This window comes from Micromonospora sp. ABR4_055 (assembly GCF_056160425.1).
In genome coordinates this window covers 1-17,022 of the sequence record NZ_JBSWXD010000151.1, presented here as the reverse complement: position 1 = coordinate 17,022, position 17,022 = coordinate 1, and the positions used below count along the sequence as shown (strand labels likewise).

Annotated in this window: 11 protein-coding genes and 1 pseudogene; 3 read left to right on the top strand and 9 right to left on the bottom strand. The window is 68.9% G+C overall.

The features are described from left to right. Positions 1-252 precede the first annotated feature (252 nt). Positions 253-2,136 (top strand): tetratricopeptide repeat protein, encoded by a 1,884-nt coding sequence (locus tag ACXAHD_RS26190; protein ID WP_475053899.1) that lies wholly within the window; start codon positions 253-255, stop codon positions 2,134-2,136. On the opposite strand, the gene ACXAHD_RS26185 is transcribed toward ACXAHD_RS26190, so the two are convergent. From ACXAHD_RS26185 to ACXAHD_RS26155, 7 genes and pseudogenes are all read right to left on the bottom strand, one after another. Further along, the gene (locus tag ACXAHD_RS26185; RefSeq protein ID WP_475053894.1) at positions 2,087-2,494 is read right to left on the bottom strand and encodes a hypothetical protein; all 408 of its coding nucleotides are present in this window, start codon (positions 2,492-2,494) and stop codon (positions 2,087-2,089) included. The two genes, ACXAHD_RS26190 and ACXAHD_RS26185, sit on opposite strands and share 50 nt — an antisense overlap. Continuing rightward, a pseudogene (locus tag ACXAHD_RS26180) lies at positions 2,491-2,673 on the bottom strand (IS5 family transposase); the annotation flags it as partial. The pseudogene ACXAHD_RS26180 and the gene ACXAHD_RS26185, both read right to left, overlap by 4 nt. Before the next feature lie 159 nt (positions 2,674-2,832). Beyond that, complete coding sequence (locus tag ACXAHD_RS26175) at positions 2,833-4,233, bottom strand: tetratricopeptide repeat protein (protein ID WP_475053891.1); 1,401 nt, start codon at positions 4,231-4,233, stop codon at positions 2,833-2,835. A 599-nt stretch (positions 4,234-4,832) separates the two neighbouring features. Beyond that, a complete protein-coding gene (locus tag ACXAHD_RS26170) occupies positions 4,833-6,650 on the bottom strand; it encodes a hypothetical protein (RefSeq protein ID WP_475053889.1) in 1,818 nt (605 codons plus the stop codon). 1 nt (position 6,651) lies between these two features. Then, on the bottom strand, positions 6,652-7,035 hold the full coding sequence (locus ACXAHD_RS26165) for a hypothetical protein (RefSeq protein ID WP_475053886.1): 384 nt from the start codon (positions 7,033-7,035) through the stop codon (positions 6,652-6,654). After that, positions 7,032-8,966, bottom strand: a complete 1,935-nt coding sequence (locus ACXAHD_RS26160; RefSeq protein ID WP_475053882.1) for a caspase family protein — start codon at positions 8,964-8,966, stop codon at positions 7,032-7,034. Before ACXAHD_RS26160 ends, ACXAHD_RS26165 begins: the two co-directional genes overlap by 4 nt. A 12-nt stretch (positions 8,967-8,978) precedes the next feature. Further along, a complete protein-coding gene (locus ACXAHD_RS26155) occupies positions 8,979-10,229 on the bottom strand; it encodes a CHAT domain-containing protein (RefSeq protein ID WP_475053880.1) in 1,251 nt (416 codons plus the stop codon). Positions 10,230-10,804: 575 nt separating this feature from the next. On the opposite strand from ACXAHD_RS26155, the gene ACXAHD_RS26150 reads away from it, so the two are divergent. Next, positions 10,805-12,973 carry a hypothetical protein gene (locus ACXAHD_RS26150; RefSeq protein ID WP_475053876.1) on the top strand — a complete coding sequence of 723 codons (2,169 nt, stop codon included), beginning with the start codon at positions 10,805-10,807 and terminating at the stop codon, positions 12,971-12,973. A 218-nt stretch (positions 12,974-13,191) separates the two neighbouring features. On the opposite strand, the gene ACXAHD_RS26145 is transcribed toward ACXAHD_RS26150, so the two are convergent. Then, positions 13,192-14,064, bottom strand: a complete 873-nt coding sequence (locus ACXAHD_RS26145) for a tetratricopeptide repeat protein (protein ID WP_475053873.1) — start codon at positions 14,062-14,064, stop codon at positions 13,192-13,194. A gap of 368 nt (positions 14,065-14,432) precedes the next feature. Here ACXAHD_RS26145 and ACXAHD_RS26140 point away from each other — a divergent pair, with 368 nt between their 5' ends. Continuing rightward, on the top strand, positions 14,433-15,095 hold the full coding sequence (locus ACXAHD_RS26140; RefSeq protein ID WP_475053870.1) for a hypothetical protein: 663 nt from the start codon (positions 14,433-14,435) through the stop codon (positions 15,093-15,095). A gap of 531 nt (positions 15,096-15,626) precedes the next feature. Here ACXAHD_RS26140 and ACXAHD_RS26135 read toward each other — a convergent pair. Continuing rightward, positions 15,627-16,805 carry a tyrosine-type recombinase/integrase gene (locus tag ACXAHD_RS26135; protein ID WP_281552701.1) on the bottom strand — a complete coding sequence of 393 codons (1,179 nt, stop codon included), beginning with the start codon at positions 16,803-16,805 and terminating at the stop codon, positions 15,627-15,629. Between the last annotated feature and the right edge of the window lie 217 nt (positions 16,806-17,022).

The window sequence follows — 17,022 nt, the reverse complement described above, 5'->3', positions numbered from 1 at the left end:
TGGTATGATACATGCTCGGCGGTCCGCTTTCTTTGGTTGTTGTGTGGAAACTCCATCCTATGGGAGGGCGGGCCGTCTCATTCATCGGGGGTCCACTGTGGGTTACTGGGCCCTGCTGAATAAGCCTCAGTGGCTGCAGCGTTCTCTACCCCGCTGATGGTGTCCATGGCCCGGACTGCCTACCAGCAACCAGGCAGCCGCCCGGACGAACTGCTTCGGCTGAGCTCGCAGTCCCAGGTCACGGGTCGGTTGATGGACTCCTTCATCACCGCCGTCTACACCGCCAAGCCCGACAACGGACCGAGATGGGCGGCACGCGGCAGGCGGGAGAGACAATATGACCCGGTCCGGGCCCGTCGCTGGCTGGAGTGTCTGGCATGGCACATGCATACGACCGGGACCCGGGACTGGCACTGGTGGCAGCTCAAACCTGATTTGTTCACCACCCGGTCCACCAGTGCACAGCCGCTCACCGTGGCCGCTGCAGCGGTGCTGCCTGGACTCGCCGCGAGCCTGTTGGCGCTAGCCGCCGGGGTAAGCACATGGTGGTCGGGGCTCACCGGAATTGTCGCTGTCATCGCGGCATCGGCCGGGTGGCTACGACCGTTGTGGCCGTACGGCTACCCACCCCACGTCCGCCTAGAGTCACGCACGACACGCTGGCTGCGCCTCGAACGGTACGGCCTGCTGCTGAGCTACACGCTCGGCGGTGCCGCACTGACCGGTCTGATCACTACCCAACTGGCCCCGGCCCTGGCCGCCGGTCTGGCCTACACTGTCCTTGCCGGAGTAATACCAACCTGGCAGCCGCGTCCGCCGGCACACCCGCGCCCGAAGAGTGAGCTGGCCCAGAACTGGCGCCTTACCGCCGCTGCCGCGATTCAGCAGGCCTTCACCAGCGGCATAGTGTTCGCTGGCGCCGCAACTCTGACCGATACCTCGGCCTCCATCGTCGGGGGCACCGCCGCACTAGTCTACGGCACCGTAGTCGGCCTTGCTGTGGGAGGCTGGACTTGGGCTCGATACCGGCTCACCCATACTCGCCTCGCCCTACAAGGCCGGCTCCCCTGGCGACTGCACACCTTCCTCACTCACGCCCACCAGATCGGCGTAGTTCGTCAATCCGGTGCCTACTACCAATACCGCCACGCCATCCTCCAAGACCACCTCGCCCGCATCCCGCACGCCTACCACCTCCAACTTCAATCCGACGCTGGCGACCGGTACGCCATTTGGCGGTTGGCCGATCTACTGGTCGAGCAGGGGCGTGTCGATGAGGCGATCGCGATCCTCCAAACCTGGGCCAACGCTGGCGACATGGACGCCGCCCGACGGCTAGCCGATCTACTGGCTGAGCAGGGGCGTGTCGATGAGGCGATCGCGATCCTCCAAACCTGGGCCGACGCCGGTGACCCAGATGCCATTTGGCGGTTGGCCGATCTACTGGTCGAGCAGGGGCGTGTCGATGAGGCGATCGCGATCCTCCAAACCTGGGCCGACGCCGACGAGATGGATGCCGCGGGGCGGTTGGCGCGCCTGCTGGTCGAGCAGGGGCGCATCGGCGAACTACGGGCGCGGGCCGACGGCGGCGATCCGATCGCCGCCCGATGGTTGGCGCGCTTGCTGGTCGAGCAGGGGCGTGCCGATGAGCTGCGGGCGCGGGCCGACGCAGGCGACATGGACGCCGCCCGACGGCTAGCCGATCTACTGGCTGAGCAGGGGCGTGTCGATGAGGCGATCGCGATCCTCCAAACCTGGGCCAACGCCGGCGACCGATCGCCGCACGGCAGCTGGTCGGCTTACTCGCTGAGCAGGGACGCATCGAAGAGCTGCGGGCACGGGGTGACCCGATCGCCGCCCGACAGTTGGCCGACCTGTTGGCCAAGCAGGGGCGTGTCGATGAGGCCGTCGCGATCCTCGAAAGCTGGGCCAACGCCGGCGACATGGACACCGCCCACCTGCTGGTCGGCCTACTCGCAGAACAGAGGCGTATCGACGGGACGACGGATTTCGATCAAAGTCGATGACCGGTTCTGGAAACCTGCATGTGCCGAGAGGGGGGAGGGTCAGAGGACACTTCGGAAGATTACGTCCTTTTCGGGGCGAGAGCGAATACTCCGGGTTCGTCTTCGGTGAGGACGCGGCCGTTGACCATGCGTTTGAGCTTCGCGCGGGTGCCTTTGACGTGTTTCGGTGAGGGCTCGACGCCGAGTGCGAGGCAGATGCCCTTCGCTCGCATCCCGGCGGGTGCGGTGGCGAGGACTTCCAGGATCTGCTGGTAGGGGGTGCTGGCGATCGTCGGGTCGTCGGCGGTGAACTCGGCGGCGGCGAGCGCGCGCAGGGTGGTGCGGGTGGTCGCCAGGGCGGCCAGTTCGCTGTCGACGCGGCCGAGTTCGGCGGTGAGGGTGGCGATCTGCTCGCGGAGCCGGTCGGCTGTCTGGCCGGCGGCGGCCTCCTGGCGGGCGATCAGGTCGAGGACCGTGGTGAGGTTCACCGCTGCCGCCAGGTGGGTGTGCTGGTGCCGGTGAGTCGGCGGACCAGGTTCGCGGTGGACGCCCACCAGGTGCGTGACACGCTGGACTCCGGTCGGCTCTCGTACTCGCGGACGAGACGGCGGTGCAGCATCAGGGTGCCGAGGGTCTGTCCGACGATCCACCGTCCGCGGACTGGTACGATCCGGGCCGGGATGCTGTACCCCGCCAAGACTCGTTCCCAGGTCGAAGACGATGAGGCGCACCTGGGTCACCGAGAACATCGCTAGGAAGACCTGCCCGCACTCACGGCCCCATCACCACGGTGACCAGCGGCTATTCAACTACGCGACGACCTTGGTCAGAAGTGGTGGGACGCGTCAAGCTGAGCCTGCACTGCCCTCAGCCTGTCGGCGAGATCGGGCTTGACGTGGCGAATTCGTGCTAGGTCAGTCCGCACCTCGATCAGTTGGCGCCACAGGATCGTCCGTCCAGTCTCGAGCAGGTCGAGCGCTGCCGCTGGGCGATTCTCGGCAATGGCGCAGGCGGCGGCCGCTGCCGCCGTGCCCAAGCGTTCGCCGACCGCAACCCGCCTGTCCTGGTAGGTCGATCCCCTCCATGCCACGCTGGGTAAGAGGGCCACCGCCTTGCTCAGCGACGGCAGCGCATCGTGTGTGTTCCCGGCCTCCAGCCGCAGATTGCCTGCGGTCTCCGCCGCTCGAAACCGGACGCTCGCGGGTGACGACGGATGATCGCTGATCATGTCGAGCAGGTCCAGTGCCTGTTCCGCACGACCGGCCTCCCGGCTGTACGCCTCGGCCAGATTCAGACCGATGCTGGCGTGTTTCTGATGTTCCGGGTTCGTCTGTTCTAGGGCTTGGCGCAACGCCGACTGGGCTTGGCGCAGGTCGTCGATGCCTCCAGTAAGCCGGGCTCTGACGAGGTAACCCATGCCAAGATTGTGCAGGTAGTGACGGATGCTCGGGTCATCGCGAGAGATCTCATTGACGATAAATTCGATGTCTGCGACCGATTGGTCGAGATCGGTCGGATCACCGGTCGCTATCGCACGTGCCCGGATGGCACCGGCTAGGTTAACCCGGTTGTCTCGTTCCAGTTCGCTGCCATCCGGCGCTGCGTCGACTGACCGACGCAGAGCGGCAACCGCTCGGCGAAGATCGTCAAGGTTCCCGGACCGCTCGTACCTATCGCGAAGTGCTCCTGCGAGGTTCGACCAGCACTCTGACTCTTTCCGGTCACTGATGTCGGGTACTCGGACCGACTCTTCGAGCGATTCGATGGCCTCGTCGAGGTCACCCGCCAAGTTGAAGCCACTGGCCCGTACTACCAGCAGATGACCGAGGTTCGAGAGACGACCGGCTTGCTCGTCACCTGTCTGCGGACCGAGCGAGACAGACTGCCGTGACGCCACAATGGCAGTTTCGAGGGCCGACGACCGGCCGGTTAACTGATACTCGAACACCAACGCGTTCGCGAGGTTCGCCACGTCGTACGAATGCCATTCGGCGGCACCACCTTCGTCGATGCTCTGCCTCAGCAATGCAAGCGCCGATTCCAGAAAATCTCGGCGGCTCGTTTCCTCATACTTCCGCAGATAGGCGACCCCCAGCGAATGGAGAAGGTAACCGCGTTCCGGCTCAACGCGTGGATCTGGCGGAACGGCATTCAGTGCGTCCACCAGCCGCCGCAGCCCCACCTCGTCGGCGTTCATGATCAGTTCGCCGATGTCGAACGGTGGCATGAGCACACGGTACGCCGAGCGCCCGGCACAACGTCGCAGCCTGATCGAGATCTGCTGAGAGCCCAGCGTGAGCCATCGCCCGGGGACAGAAGTCGACGACCTGGAGGGTCGATGGCTTCGTCGATATCCGCGGCGTCGCCGGTCACGCTGAACCGGCGGACCGGGGCGCCGCCCAGGTCGGACAGCCGGTTGGCTCGCTCGAAGTCCCCGTCTGGTGTCACAGCCGGGCCGGCGCGCATCACGGCCGTCGCGTCGTGGATGGCGGTCGGGTTGTTCGTGTGCTGGAACCGGGCCATCAGTGCGCCGCAGGTTGGTGCGGAACCTGGCGAGCTCAGGGCGGTCTCCAAAGGTAGCGGCGCAACCACGGTTCGTGCGGCCGGTGCCGCCTCGTCCATGTCCGTCAGCCGTCCATATTGCGGATGCCGTTCCAGCAGGGCGATGCCCTGGTTGTTGAGCCGGCCCGGCGGTTCGATGTGACCGTCGGTGTCTCGTCCAGGCCGGCGACGTCTTCCGTCCGCTGATACCGGCTGCGGAGCTCGCCGCCGAGGTTATTCGAGTCGCGGGCTCGATCCGGGCCTTCGACCGGCGTGCGGCTCCTCCTACAACGTGCCGAGCGCACCGGCGACCTCGTCCAATCGGGAAGCGAGGTCGGGCCGCACCTTCGCGAGCCGGTACGTGGGCTGCCGCAGCTCAAGCGTCCGGGACCACATGACGTTACGCGCGTTCTCCAGGGACTCCAGCGCATGCCGTTCGTCGCCCACGCGGAGGTAGGCGCTGGCGGCGGCCGTCGCGATCCCGGTGATGTCGATCAGATGTGCTTCCTGTGTGGCCCGGTCGAGACCGTGCCAGATCGCGGTGGGCAGCGCGGTGACGGCGATGCCGTACGCCGGCGCCGCTTGGTCGCTGCCGAGCGACATCATCCAGTCCCCGGCGAGTATTCCGGCCGCGACCATGGCGATCGGAGGCGCGGTGTTGAGGCCGCGTAAACGGCGGAGCAGCGCCACGATCACGTCCGGGGTGGCCGAGGCGGTCAGTGTCCGGGCGGCGATTAGGCTCAGGATGGCCAGGGCGAGCACGGGGCCGTCCTGCTCGTTGGCCGCCACTATGGACTCGAGCAGGTCGACGGCCCGGCGGACCCGATCGACGTCGCCGGCTGCCTTGCCGGTGCGGATCAGGTGGTTGGCCAGGTTGATCTCGGCCACCGCGCGGCTCTGGTCGGAGACGGCCATGGCCTCCCGCGCTGCCGTGAGATGCGCGGCGGCCGCGTCATCGGCGGCCGGGTCCCCTGCGGCGTCGAACAGCTGACGGTAGGCGTTCGCCAGATTGATCAGGCGGTCGGGCCTTCGCGGATCCGTCGGCTCCGAACGGTCGAGTGCGTCCTGCGCGGCCACGATGGCCTCCCGGGCCTTCTGCGCCGAGCCCGGCCGATCGCCGTCTCGTGCCAGCAGCGCGGCCTGCGACCGCAATGCCTGCGCCTGACAGGTCAGCGCCATCACCTGGATCTGCGGGGCGGGCGAGCGCATGGCTCGGGCGAGAAGTTCCGTCAGGGCGTCGAGATCGGCGCGTACGCCGTGACGCTCAAACCGGAGCCGGTAGGTGTGGGCGAAGTCGAGCAGCAGGGTCCCGGCCTGGGGATGCCGATCGTCGAGCAGGCCACCTGCTTCCCGCTGATGTTGCACCGCCTCGGTGAGGCTGGACAACGAGCCGGTGCGCTCGTAGTGCACTCGTAGGGCGGCTCCCGCGACGGCGAGCGCCAGTAGGCGGCCGGGACTGCCGGGAGGAGCTCCGCGCACGCCGACGGCGGAGTATTCGAGGGCCTCCGTGAGGTCCGCGGCCCGATGCGTGCGCCTGAACCGCTCCAACAGGTTGCCCGCCAGCGCGGCGTACAACTGGAACGGCCCCGGCAGACCGCCTCGGCCCGCGCTGATGGCGTAGTCGAGGTCGGCGGGATCGCCGAGCACCTGGTACCGGAGGAGTAGCAGCCCGGCGAGGTTCGTGCGCAGTGCCAGCGAGTCGGTCCCCGTCGCCTCCAGCTCATGGATGCCGCGCTCGGCGGCGGCGATGCCGGCCGTGAGGTCGGTGGTGTCGCCGAGCCGGTAGAACCGTGTGGTCCGGGCGCCCACCGTGTTGGCGTACACGGTCGTGCGGTTCTCGCCCGGCGGGAGCAGCTCCTCGGCTGTTGCGAGCCGCTGCAGTGCCTGGTCCAGGTCGTCGAGCGCGCCCTGCGCCTCGTAGCGGATGAGTAGCGCCGCGGCGACGTCCAGGTGAGCCTCGCCGGAACCCGGGCTCATCCGAAGCGCCGTGTTCGCGAGGTGCAAGGACGAGGTCAGCGCGTCGACGTCGCCGGTCTGCAGATACCGCCGCCGTAGCTCGGCGCCGCGCCGCAGTAGGTTCGCCACCTCGCCGGCATCCGCCACGTCAGCACACCGCCTCGCGCACGAGGCTGACCAGGGCGTCGGTCTCGGCCGGCCACGGTGCGGTGCTGCGGGTCGCGCTGTCGAGGTCGGCCCGGATCCGTTCGGCCCGGCCGTGGAAGGCACGTGCGCGGTACCACTGGGCATGCGCTGCCGCGAGGCCCGCCCAGGTGATGGCCGCGTCGGCGCGTTCACCCACAGGAACACCGGGCAGTTCCGCGGCCCGGTCGAGCGGGTCCACGGCGTCCGCCGGTCGTCCGGTTCGGGCGTACGTGTTCGCCAGGTCGGTGAGGTACCGGCACAGGTACGGGTCGCCGTCGGCGGCGGCGCGGGCCGCCTCCTCGGCACCGTCCACCGCGGCCGCACGGGCGCCCTCGGCATCCATCATGGAACTCGGGTGGTGAACTCGACGACCGTGACCGCCCAGTCCAGCGCGACCGGCGGCGGTGGCGGGTCAAGGTCACGCCGGACCGCGAGCAGGCCGAGCCGGTCGAGCACGCCGGTGATGCCGGGCCGCGCACCACGCGCCGCCGAATCCGGTACCTCGCGCAGGCGCGGCAGCGAGAACGGCTCCGAGCTGAACGGCTCCTCCGCGACCAGCAGCACCAGCCAGTCGGTGGCGGCCGCGCCCGGCTCGACCCGCCGATCCGGGGGCAGGGACGCGGTGATCGGGCCGCGGTTTGCCGCCTCCACAGTCCACCGTGCCGCGACGTATTCGCCCGAGAGCAGGTTCGCGTGCATGCGGTGCCGGTCGGTCAGGTCCAGCAGCACGCAGTACAGCTTCCGGTCGGTCGTGTTGTGCAGCCTGATGTACACCTCCGGCGGCACCCAGCGCGCGCCGTCCCATCGGTAGGTGAAGTCGAAGGCGGCCACCGGCTGTGCCTGGCCGCGGGGAGGACGCGAACCGTCCGGCAGTGCCCGGACCACTTCGAGGCGGACCGCGTCCTGCAGGGCCGGGGATCCGCTTTCCAGGTTGCGGACCTGCAGCCAGCGGGCGATGTGCTCCAGATCGCGAACGGTCTGCTCGATGCCGATGTCGTCGGCGGGCACCGGCGCGGCCAGCGGCTTGCCGTCGGGCCCGGTGATCTGCAGGGTGCGCTCGCCGGGCGCCTGCCGGACCCGCAGCCGCAGCGCGGAGGTGGCCGCGTCGGCGGGCGGCACGATCCGGATGTGCGGCGAGGGTCCGCCGCCTGCGCCGGCGACCTGGACGGTCCCGGTCAGGCCCGCGATGACATCGGGGTCCGCGTCGACGGACACCGCGACGGGCGGGAGCGGCACATCGGTGAGGACCATCTCGTACTGCGCCGTGGTGTCCGGCGTCCAGCCGACCGGTTCGACGATGCTGCGATGCGTGTGTACCTGCACGACGCAGACTTCCCGCAGCGGCTCGGCGCGGTACACGCCGAACCGCGCGCCGGCGACGACGCCGTGGACCGCCCCGGTGTCCAGCTCCCAGCGGCCGTGCAGGTGGCGCATGACGATCCGCGCCCCCCGCGACCGCATGGTTCCGCCGAGGAATCGCCGGTCGGCGACATCTTCGAGCGCCTCCAGCGTGGGCACCTGCAGGGAAAGCCGCCCTTCGACCCGGCAGCGGGCATGGCTGTACAGCTGGCGGTACGTGACATCGGGGCCGAGCCGGGCCAGTGCGTGGCAGAGAGCCTCGGTGAAGATGCCGTGCCAGCCGTCGACGAAGGGCCGCTCGTTCGCCAGCTCCCACTCGTCGCACGCGGCAAGCGCGATGTGCCCGGGCAGTTGCCGGCCGGCGGCGAGTCGCGCCGGGTCCGTGGCCAGTTCCGGCAGCAGTTCACCCAGCGTCGGCGCGCGGTCCAGCGCGGGGGCGAGCCGCGGGGCCAGACCCGGGACCGGGGTACGCATCCCGCCGCGTGAGTGGCACGAGTCCAGGATCGTCACCAGCTGCGCGCCGGTCCGGAGCGCCTCCTGCGCCAGCGCCGCGAGCTCCTTGTCGTACAGGTCGGGCGCGCCGGCCCGGCTGTCGTGACACACGATCGTCTGACACATGCCGGAGTTCTCCGAGTACCAGATCTCCTCCGGTAGCGGGCCGGTCGAGCCGTGCCCGCTGTACCAGAACAGGGCGATGTCGCCGGGGCCGAGCCCGCCGAGGTGGCGGCGGAACGCCTCGATCAGGCCGGCGCGGGTGGCCAGCTCGTCGCAGAGCCGCTCGACGGTCAGGTCGGCCGGCCCGATCCGGTCCCGCAGGACCCGCTCGGCCAGGTCGACGTCGTTGACGCAGCCGCGCAGGTTCATCTCCGGCAGCCGGTACCGGTCGATGCCGACCAGCAGCGCGTGCACTCTGGGCATCGCAATCTCCTGTCACGGACCGGTGTGCGCGAACGGGGTCCACACACTCGGCCGGTGCCGGTGCTCGGTCCGCAGCCGCCGGACCGCGTGATGCAGCGCCCGCGCCGACCTGTCGGCGTTCAGGACGCCACCGGCGGCAACCTCCTGATACACCTCGTCTGCGACCTGCGCGGCCTCCTTGTCCCAGATCGACCACAAGGTGGCGATCACGTGCCGGTAACCGGTGTAGTGCAGGGCCGCGGCGAGCGTGATGGCCTCGTCCGGCAGGTGTACCCCGCCGACCGCGGTCTTGCAGCCGGAAAGGTAGGCGAAGTCGCCGCTGTACTGCTGCGCACTGAAGTCGGTGACGGTGAGCGTGCCGTCGTGCACGAGCAGCCCGCCGCGCGACGGGTCTGCCAGGTTCTGCTCACCGTGACACGCGAAGTGCACCCACTCATGACCGCGGAGCTCGGCCATGACCGTCTCGCGGGTCGCCTGCTCACCGACAAGCAGCGTGCAGGCGTCCCCGAACAGCTTCGTGATGAGCCGCTGCTCCGACCGCACGTTGGGCAATTCTGCCTGACCCGGCGTCTGCGGCATGCCGACGAACAGCATCCGCTCCGCGCCCGGGTGCTGCTGCCCTGCGCCGTTACGCGCCTCCACCAGCGCGCGCAGCGTCGGCGTGTACGAGGAGATGACCCGATCCAGCACCGCGTCACCGGCCGTGCTGTGGTCACCGGCGGCGTGGACCGGCAGCAGGGCCAGCGGGCCGGTCGGGCACCACCAGATCCGCGGCCAGTCCCCGGTTGGCGGCTCGGTGTAGCCCAGGTGCTGCAGCACGTCGGCGGCGAACGCGTCCCACATCCAGCGCAGGCAGCGGTCAAGGGCGGCCTCGACGGGGTTCGCCCCGACGGTCGGATCGACGTCGCGGACCGACGTGTCGCGGGCATACGCGCCGTCCAGCGTCTCGGCCTGCCGACCCTGTACCGCGTTCAGATAGGCCTCGACCTCGGTGACGACGTCTTCCTGCCGCAGGTTCGGCAGCTCGACCACGCTCACCCCGGACGTCCGCACGATCAGCGCGTCGCACCGCCACCGGCTGATGTTGATGATCACCACCGGGCCGCCGTCCGCAGCCGGCAGCAACGTCTCCAGCCGTGGCGGCCGCAGGAAGTCCTCGAACCCCTCAAGTGCCCGGACCTGCTCGACGAGCTCGTCCCACTCACGGGCCAGCGCCATGCGACGGTCGACGTCCTGAGTGAATCGGTCAGGGCTACCGGGCATCATGCAACCATCAAACCCGACGTGTACCTCCGGGATGAAGCCCGCCCGCTGGGTTCCGGCCGAACGTCGGAGGTTGTCCGGCTGGGCGGCCGCGTGGTTCCCGTTGAGGCGCTCAGCAGATCCCGGCGGACCCGATCCCACCGCGCGGTCAGCTGCGGCGGCCGGTCAGGGGTCGGGTCACGGTGGCCGCGTTGCAGGGTGTAGCCGCTACTCCCACTGCGGCGACCGTCCCTGGTCACCGCCCTCGACCGTCCGGTCCCGGTCCGCGGTGCGCGCAGGTCGTCGACCGTTCCACAATGGTCGTACCGTTGCCGCAGTGCAATTCCCAGGATGTTCAAGTACCCGCCGCGTGAGCGTCTGCGCCCCAGCTGTCGCCGCGGGTTCCAGGACCGCGCCGACGAGCTGCTGCGGGTCCGCTGTCCAGCCTCCGGTTGTGGAATCATTCTGATACCTGACGGACGTGATCCGGCGGACAGTGCACTCTCGCTGCGGCCTGGGCAGGTCCGCCTGATCGTCCGGCGATGTCGAGCCGGGTGGCCGCCCGGTTCCGATCGGCGACAGCCCAGAATCGATCGATGGACAACCTGCTGCAGGCGATCCGGGACCGGGTGGACCGCTTCCTGGCGACGCACGATCCTAGCCTCCTGCTTTCTCGCGAAGCGGTGGCCGAGGCCAATGCCCTGTGGGGTGCGACGTTCGGGGGCGACGGCGAGGGGACCATCGAGGTCGCACATGCGCTCGGCATGTTCGCGATGGGCCGCGCCGCTGTCTTGCCGGAAGGACAGGATCAGGACGACGCGCGGCAGGCGGTCCGGCTGTTCCGCATGATCGCGCCGCATGCGCCGAATCTGGTGCCCGAGCAGATGTGGCAATACATCCCGCTCGGTGCGCGCGACGTCCGCGAGCGTTACGAGAGGGCCGCCGAGTTGCTGCGGCAGTTCGAGGAGCGGCGCGACGTGGCGCTGCTTGACGAGGCCTGCGCCGAGCTACGCAGTGCCGTCGGCATACCTGCGGACAACGGTGCTCGGGCGAGCGTGCTCAACGCGCTCAGCGTTATGCTGAGCAACCGGTTCGAGTACACCGGCGACGCCGGCAGCCTCGACGAGGCGGTGACACGCGGGCGGGAGGCAGTGGTCGTCGACGGGAGCTCCCCGCTGTACCAGTCGAACCTCGGCGTCGCGCTTCGCAACCGCTATCACCATCGGCGGGACCCGGCTGACCTCGACGAGGCGGTGCGCTGCGGCGAGGCCGCCGTCAACGGCACCGGCCAGCCGCATGATCCGGCGAGGTACCAAGCGATGCTCGGTCTGACGTACCGGGCTCGGGCAGAGCACACCGGCGACCTATCCGACCTCGACCGGGCCGTCGACCTCATGCGGGCAGCAGTAGCCGGCTCCGCGCTGAATGATCCTGACCTCGAAAAGCGGACAACGAACCTGACGTCGGTGTTGACCAGCCGGTACGATCTACGCGGGAACGCCGCGGATCTCGACGAGGCCGTAACGGCGGCTGCCACCTGGGTGCAACGAATCCCGGGGGCCGGGCCCAACCGGGCCGCCGCGCTGGGACTGCTCGCCTCGTGCTTGAGCGGCCGACATGACCGGACGGGCAATCGCGGGGACATCGACGATGGCATCCGCGCGGCCCGCGATGCGGTGCGTGAGTCGCCGTGCATCGACCGCTCTATGCACCTGTCTAGATTGGAGCAACTGCTCCGCGCTCGGTTCCGCCGGTACAGCTCCCTGGTTGACATCATCGGCGCGATCGAGGCCGGGCGGCAGGCGATCGCATTGCTGCCGGACAACTCACCGGACCGGGGCTGGATGAACTCGCATCTCTGCAGCGCGCTGCAGAGCCTGTTCTTCGTGAACGGCCGGGTCGAAGACCTGAGGGCGTCGATCGATGCCGGCCGGGCCGCAGTCGCCGTCAGGTCCCTGCGGAGCGTCAACGACCTCGCCCATGCGACGAATCTGGCCGGTGCGCTGGCCGACATGGCCTACCACACCGGCGAACCGCGCTACGCAGAAGAGGCGATCCAGATCATGCGTGACACGATCGAACGGACGCCGGCCACCGACCGGTACCTACCCAGCCGGTTGAGCAACCTCAGCAACCTGCTCCAACACACCAGCGTCGCCGATTCCCGAAGCGCCGCCGACGAGGCGGTGGAGCTCGCCCGGAATGCGGTCGGGCTGACCGATTCGGCGGCGCCCGGGCTGGAGTTCCATCAGCTGGCCCTCGCCGATGCGCTGGTCGCCCGGCACGCTCATTCTGCCTCATCCGCAGATCTCGACGAGGCGATCGCGGCGTATCAGCGCGCCGCCGGCCAGCAGTCGGGCGCGCCGGACTGGCGGATCGCCGGGGCTCGGGGCTGGGCCTCGCTGGCCGCCCGGCGGGGGCAATGGGCGACGGCCGTCGACGGATACGTCATCGCCGCAGGCCTCCTCGACGTCGCCGTCTGGCCCGGCCTGGACCGTGTGGATCGCGAGCGAAAGCTACTCAACGTTGCCCGCGACCTAGGCACCAGCGGGGCGGCCTGTGCGCTGAACGCCGGCCGGGTCGGCACTGCCGTCGTTCTCGTCGAGACGGGCCGGGCGGTCATCTGGACCCAACTGCTGAACTCCCGCACCGACCTGACCCGGTTGTCTGCAGTGAACCCGCAACTGGCGGCCCGGCTCGACGCCGTGCGTGGGAGCATGGCGAGTCCGTCCCAAGAGGCGACCAGGATGCCCGACAGACCGTGAGACCGGCAAGTCCGGCAGGGGAACACAAACCGGATCCGTAGCGCCTGAACCGCGTACGGAAAGTCCAGCACCAATGCCCCGAGGCAGATCACGGCTTGCAACTGGCGGATGTCGTAGCGGCCGTGCCCACGATCACGGGTGGCGTCCCGCATCGGGATCTTCGCCCAGGCAGGGCTTTGACCTGCCGATACAGCCGTGGCGCTCGGGTAAGCTCGCCGTTACCCGGTAAGTGTCGTCGCAACGGGTTGGTCGAGGACGACCCGGCAGTCGAGTAGTTGTTCGGCCAGGTGGGAGGCGGCGTGCTGCAGGGCCGTGAGGTCGGTACGGATGTCCAGAAGCTGTGACCAGTAGACGCCACGACCTTGCTCTAGCAACTCGACGGCGGTGTCTAGGCGGTCGGCGGCGATGGCGCAGGCTGCGGCGTCGCGGGCTAGTGATGCGGCATGATGGTGCAGCAGGTGCTGCTGATCGTGGTACCCGATGCCCCGCCACGTCAGCAGCGGCAGCAGGTTCACCGCCGCCGTGTAGGCATCGAGGGCCGCAGCCGGGCCCCACTGTTGCGCAACGGTTTGCGCCAACCCTCGGGCGGCGGTCAGCCGAGTTGTAGCTGACGCTACGGTCGACGCGCCTGCCTGCGACCAGGCTCGCACCGCCTCGTCCAGGTCGGCCCCCGCTCCGGCACGCTCGAACCGATCCAGCAGCGCGCTGCCGAGGTTCGACAGCATTCCGGCTCGGTACGGGTGGTCGGTGGGGGTGGCGGCCGCCGCCTCCCGACCTACCCGGATCGCCTCGTCCAGGTCGGCCCCCGCTCCGGCACGCTCGAACCGGGCACGCAGCGCGATGCCGAGGTTGGACAGGTACACAGAGCGGTTGGGATGGTCGGTGGGGGTGGCCGTCGCCGCCTCCCGACCTACCCGGATCGCCTCGTCCAGGTCGGCCCCCGCTCCGGTACGCCCGAACCTGACACGCAGCGCGATGCCAAGGTTGGACAAATATGTGGCGCGGTCGGGGTGATCGGTCGGGGTTGCGACCACCGCAGTGGTCAGCAAGTCGATGGCTTGGTTCAACGCCACCGGATCGTCGTGATGCATGACCGACTCAAGCAGATCAACAGCTTGCCGTACCTGCCGGTCCGCGTCGATTTCGGCTTCGGCTACGCCAACTAGGTATCGCCGTAACACGCCAACTCGACGGGCCAACGCAGCGATCAAGAGGTCAAGCCTTGCCATCCACGGCCTCCACTACGTGTGACAGGGCTACCCAATTTAGCCTCGGTCTTTTCTTGCGCCCAGGGGACCTGGAGGTGAGTGTGTAGCTCATCTGGAGTCGTAAGCTCGTCGTCGCCTGCCGGTGTGAGTCCGGTCCGGGTAGCTGCAAGGAGGCCTGGTAGCAGGCTGGCGGCTCGGTCTGAAAAACGGGTCGGGTCGAAGCCTGTCAGCTCCGCGTGATTGAGGCGGCGTTGACAGTCGCTGCCATCGTCCCGGCGCTCGTGCTGTGCGGCCCGGCGATCGTGACCGCCGCAGCGCGTGGGAGCGCTCGGGTGGCCCGCCGCGTCGCCGGTGTGGGTGGCTCGATCGCAGCGGGCAACCTGGCTGCGAGCCCTCGTCGATCGGCGTCGACGGCGCTCGCGCTCATGCTCGGCACCGCGATGGTGACGATGTTCGCGGTCTTCGCGAGCTCACTGACGAGCGCGGTCGGGACGGACGTTCGGGACGGACTGCAGGCGGACGTGGTGGTCACGTCGGCGACCGCCGACTTCGCGACGATCGACCCCACCCTGGCCGGCCGGATCGCAGAGCTGCCCGACGTCGACGCAGTCGCTGCGCTGTCCGTCACCGAAGGAATCGTGGCAGGCAAAGCCGAGGCGATCGGCGGCATCGACCCGACAGCACTGCCCACCACGTTCGACCTCGACCCGATCGTCGGCGACCTCGCCGACCTGAGCGAGGGGGGCATGGCCGTGGTCGGCGACGACCCGACGCTGCTCGGCGGCACCCTCGTGATCGAGTTCGAACGCTCGACACTCGAGGCGCCGATCGTTGCCGGCGTCGTCGCTGCAGCGTGGCCCGCGTTCCGGGTCTCCCGGGTGCCCGTGCTCGAGCTACCGGGCCGGGACCACTGATGCGCAGGGCTTTACAAGGTGCCGAAGTCTCATCCGCGCTGGTCAGGCAGGTCAAGGGCGCGGGTCTCCTCGGCGAGGCGGCAGGGCGGGTACGGCCCCGGCGCTCGGACCATGCACCCGGCTACCAGCAGCGGCGAGCGTGGTGCTCCATGGGTGCTCGAACGTCGGGGAACCAGCACGGACGTACCAGGACCCAGCCGGAGTTCGTGGCCGCCACGAGCCGCCGAATTCGTTCACACATGTCGATGGCAAGGTTCCGCATAGCCGGGACCTGGGCGGACACACCAGGATTGGGCCGGAGTGAGCTGGTTGCCGTCGGACCATCCAGGGCATAGAGTCTAAGCAGGATAGACTCATCTGTCTGCTTTGGACTACGGATCAGAAGGTTAGGGGTTCGAGTCCCTTCGGGCGCGCAAGATCATCAGGGGTCTGACCTGCCGAAACGCAGATCAGATCCCGTCACTGTTGATGGAGTGTGGACGTTCGTTGCCACACCTGTGTGACATCTGCGTCATCACTCTCTGTAGTTACTCAGTGATCATCATGGCCTTGACCTGGTGTTCGACGGTCCTCCGGCTGGTCCGGCTCCGTTGAGGCTCCTGGTTTTTTCGCCGTCCTGGCGGCCTTGCGGGCGGCGCGCCTGATAGCGGCGCGGCGTTCCCGGGCTGCATTGCGGACGAGTTCAGCGGTGGCCGCGGCGGCCTGATGTTGGGCTGCTGGTAGCACGCTGGTGTACACGTCTGCGGTGGTGTCGATCCGCGAGTGGCCGAGCTGGGCTTGGATGGTTTTGAGATCCGCGCCGGAGTTGTGGGCGAGCGACGCGGCGCCGTGCCGCAGGTCGTGTAGCCGGATGGGTGGCAGGGTGGATTTCTGGACCAGAGTTGGGAACCGTTGGGTGAAGTAGCCGGGGTGGTAGGGCTGGCCGTCGGGTCGGGTGAAGACGTATCCGGTGTCGCGGTAGGTCTGCCGGGCTTCGATCCGTCGGACGGCCTGTTGCTGTTGTTGCTGGCGGTGGTGGGCCAGGGCGGTGGCGGTGGCCTCGTCGAGGGCGACGACCCGCTGTCCCGACGCGCTCTTGGGTGGCCCCTCGTAGACGTGGTGTCCGGCGGACGTTCGCTGCTGGTGGATGGTCAGCTCGTTGGCGTCGAGGTTGGTGTCGGACCAACGCAGGCCGGCGACCTCGCCCCTGCGGAGCCCGCGCAGGCCGATCAGGCGCCAGAGGGCGTGGAGCGGATCGTTGGCGGTGAAGTCGAGGAACGCGGCGAGTTGGGGTGCCGTCCAGACCGAGACCGCCGGCCGGATGCCGGTTTCCTGCCAGGCCGCGACGTTTTCGTCGGTCCAGATGTGCGCTCGGGTCTGGCCCGGGTGGGGCAGTTCGACCCGACGTGCGGGGTTGTCGGTGAGCAGGTCCTCCCGGATCGCCGCGTTGAGGGCGGCTCGGAGCGTGGCACGGACGTGCCTCAGTGTCGATGCCGAGTGGGGCCGGTCGTACTTGTTGCGTTGCCGCGCGATGGCACGGAACGCCGCGTTGAGCTGGCTTGAGGTCAGCTCCGACAGGAGCGTCCGTCCGACGTGCGGGATGAGGAACCGTTCGATGTCGCGGGCGTAGAGCAGCTTGGTGGTCGGGCGCAGCCGTGTCCGGGTCTGGAGCCAGTGCTCCAGCCACCGCGCCACCGTCCAGCTCTGCGCGGTACGGCGCTCCGATGACATCGCCAGCAGTTCGTCACGGGCGCGACGGGCCGCGGCCTGCGACGGGAACCCGCCCCGGCGAATCCGTTGCGGACGGCCGAGAATGTTGGTGGTGGAGCAGTGGAAATACCAACTGCCGTGACCGCGGAGCCTGTCCGAATTTCTGTGTAACGCCCTATCCTGTCCAACTATCGGGCATCGATGGGGATACGGTTCGGGAAGAACAGGTCCAACGCGT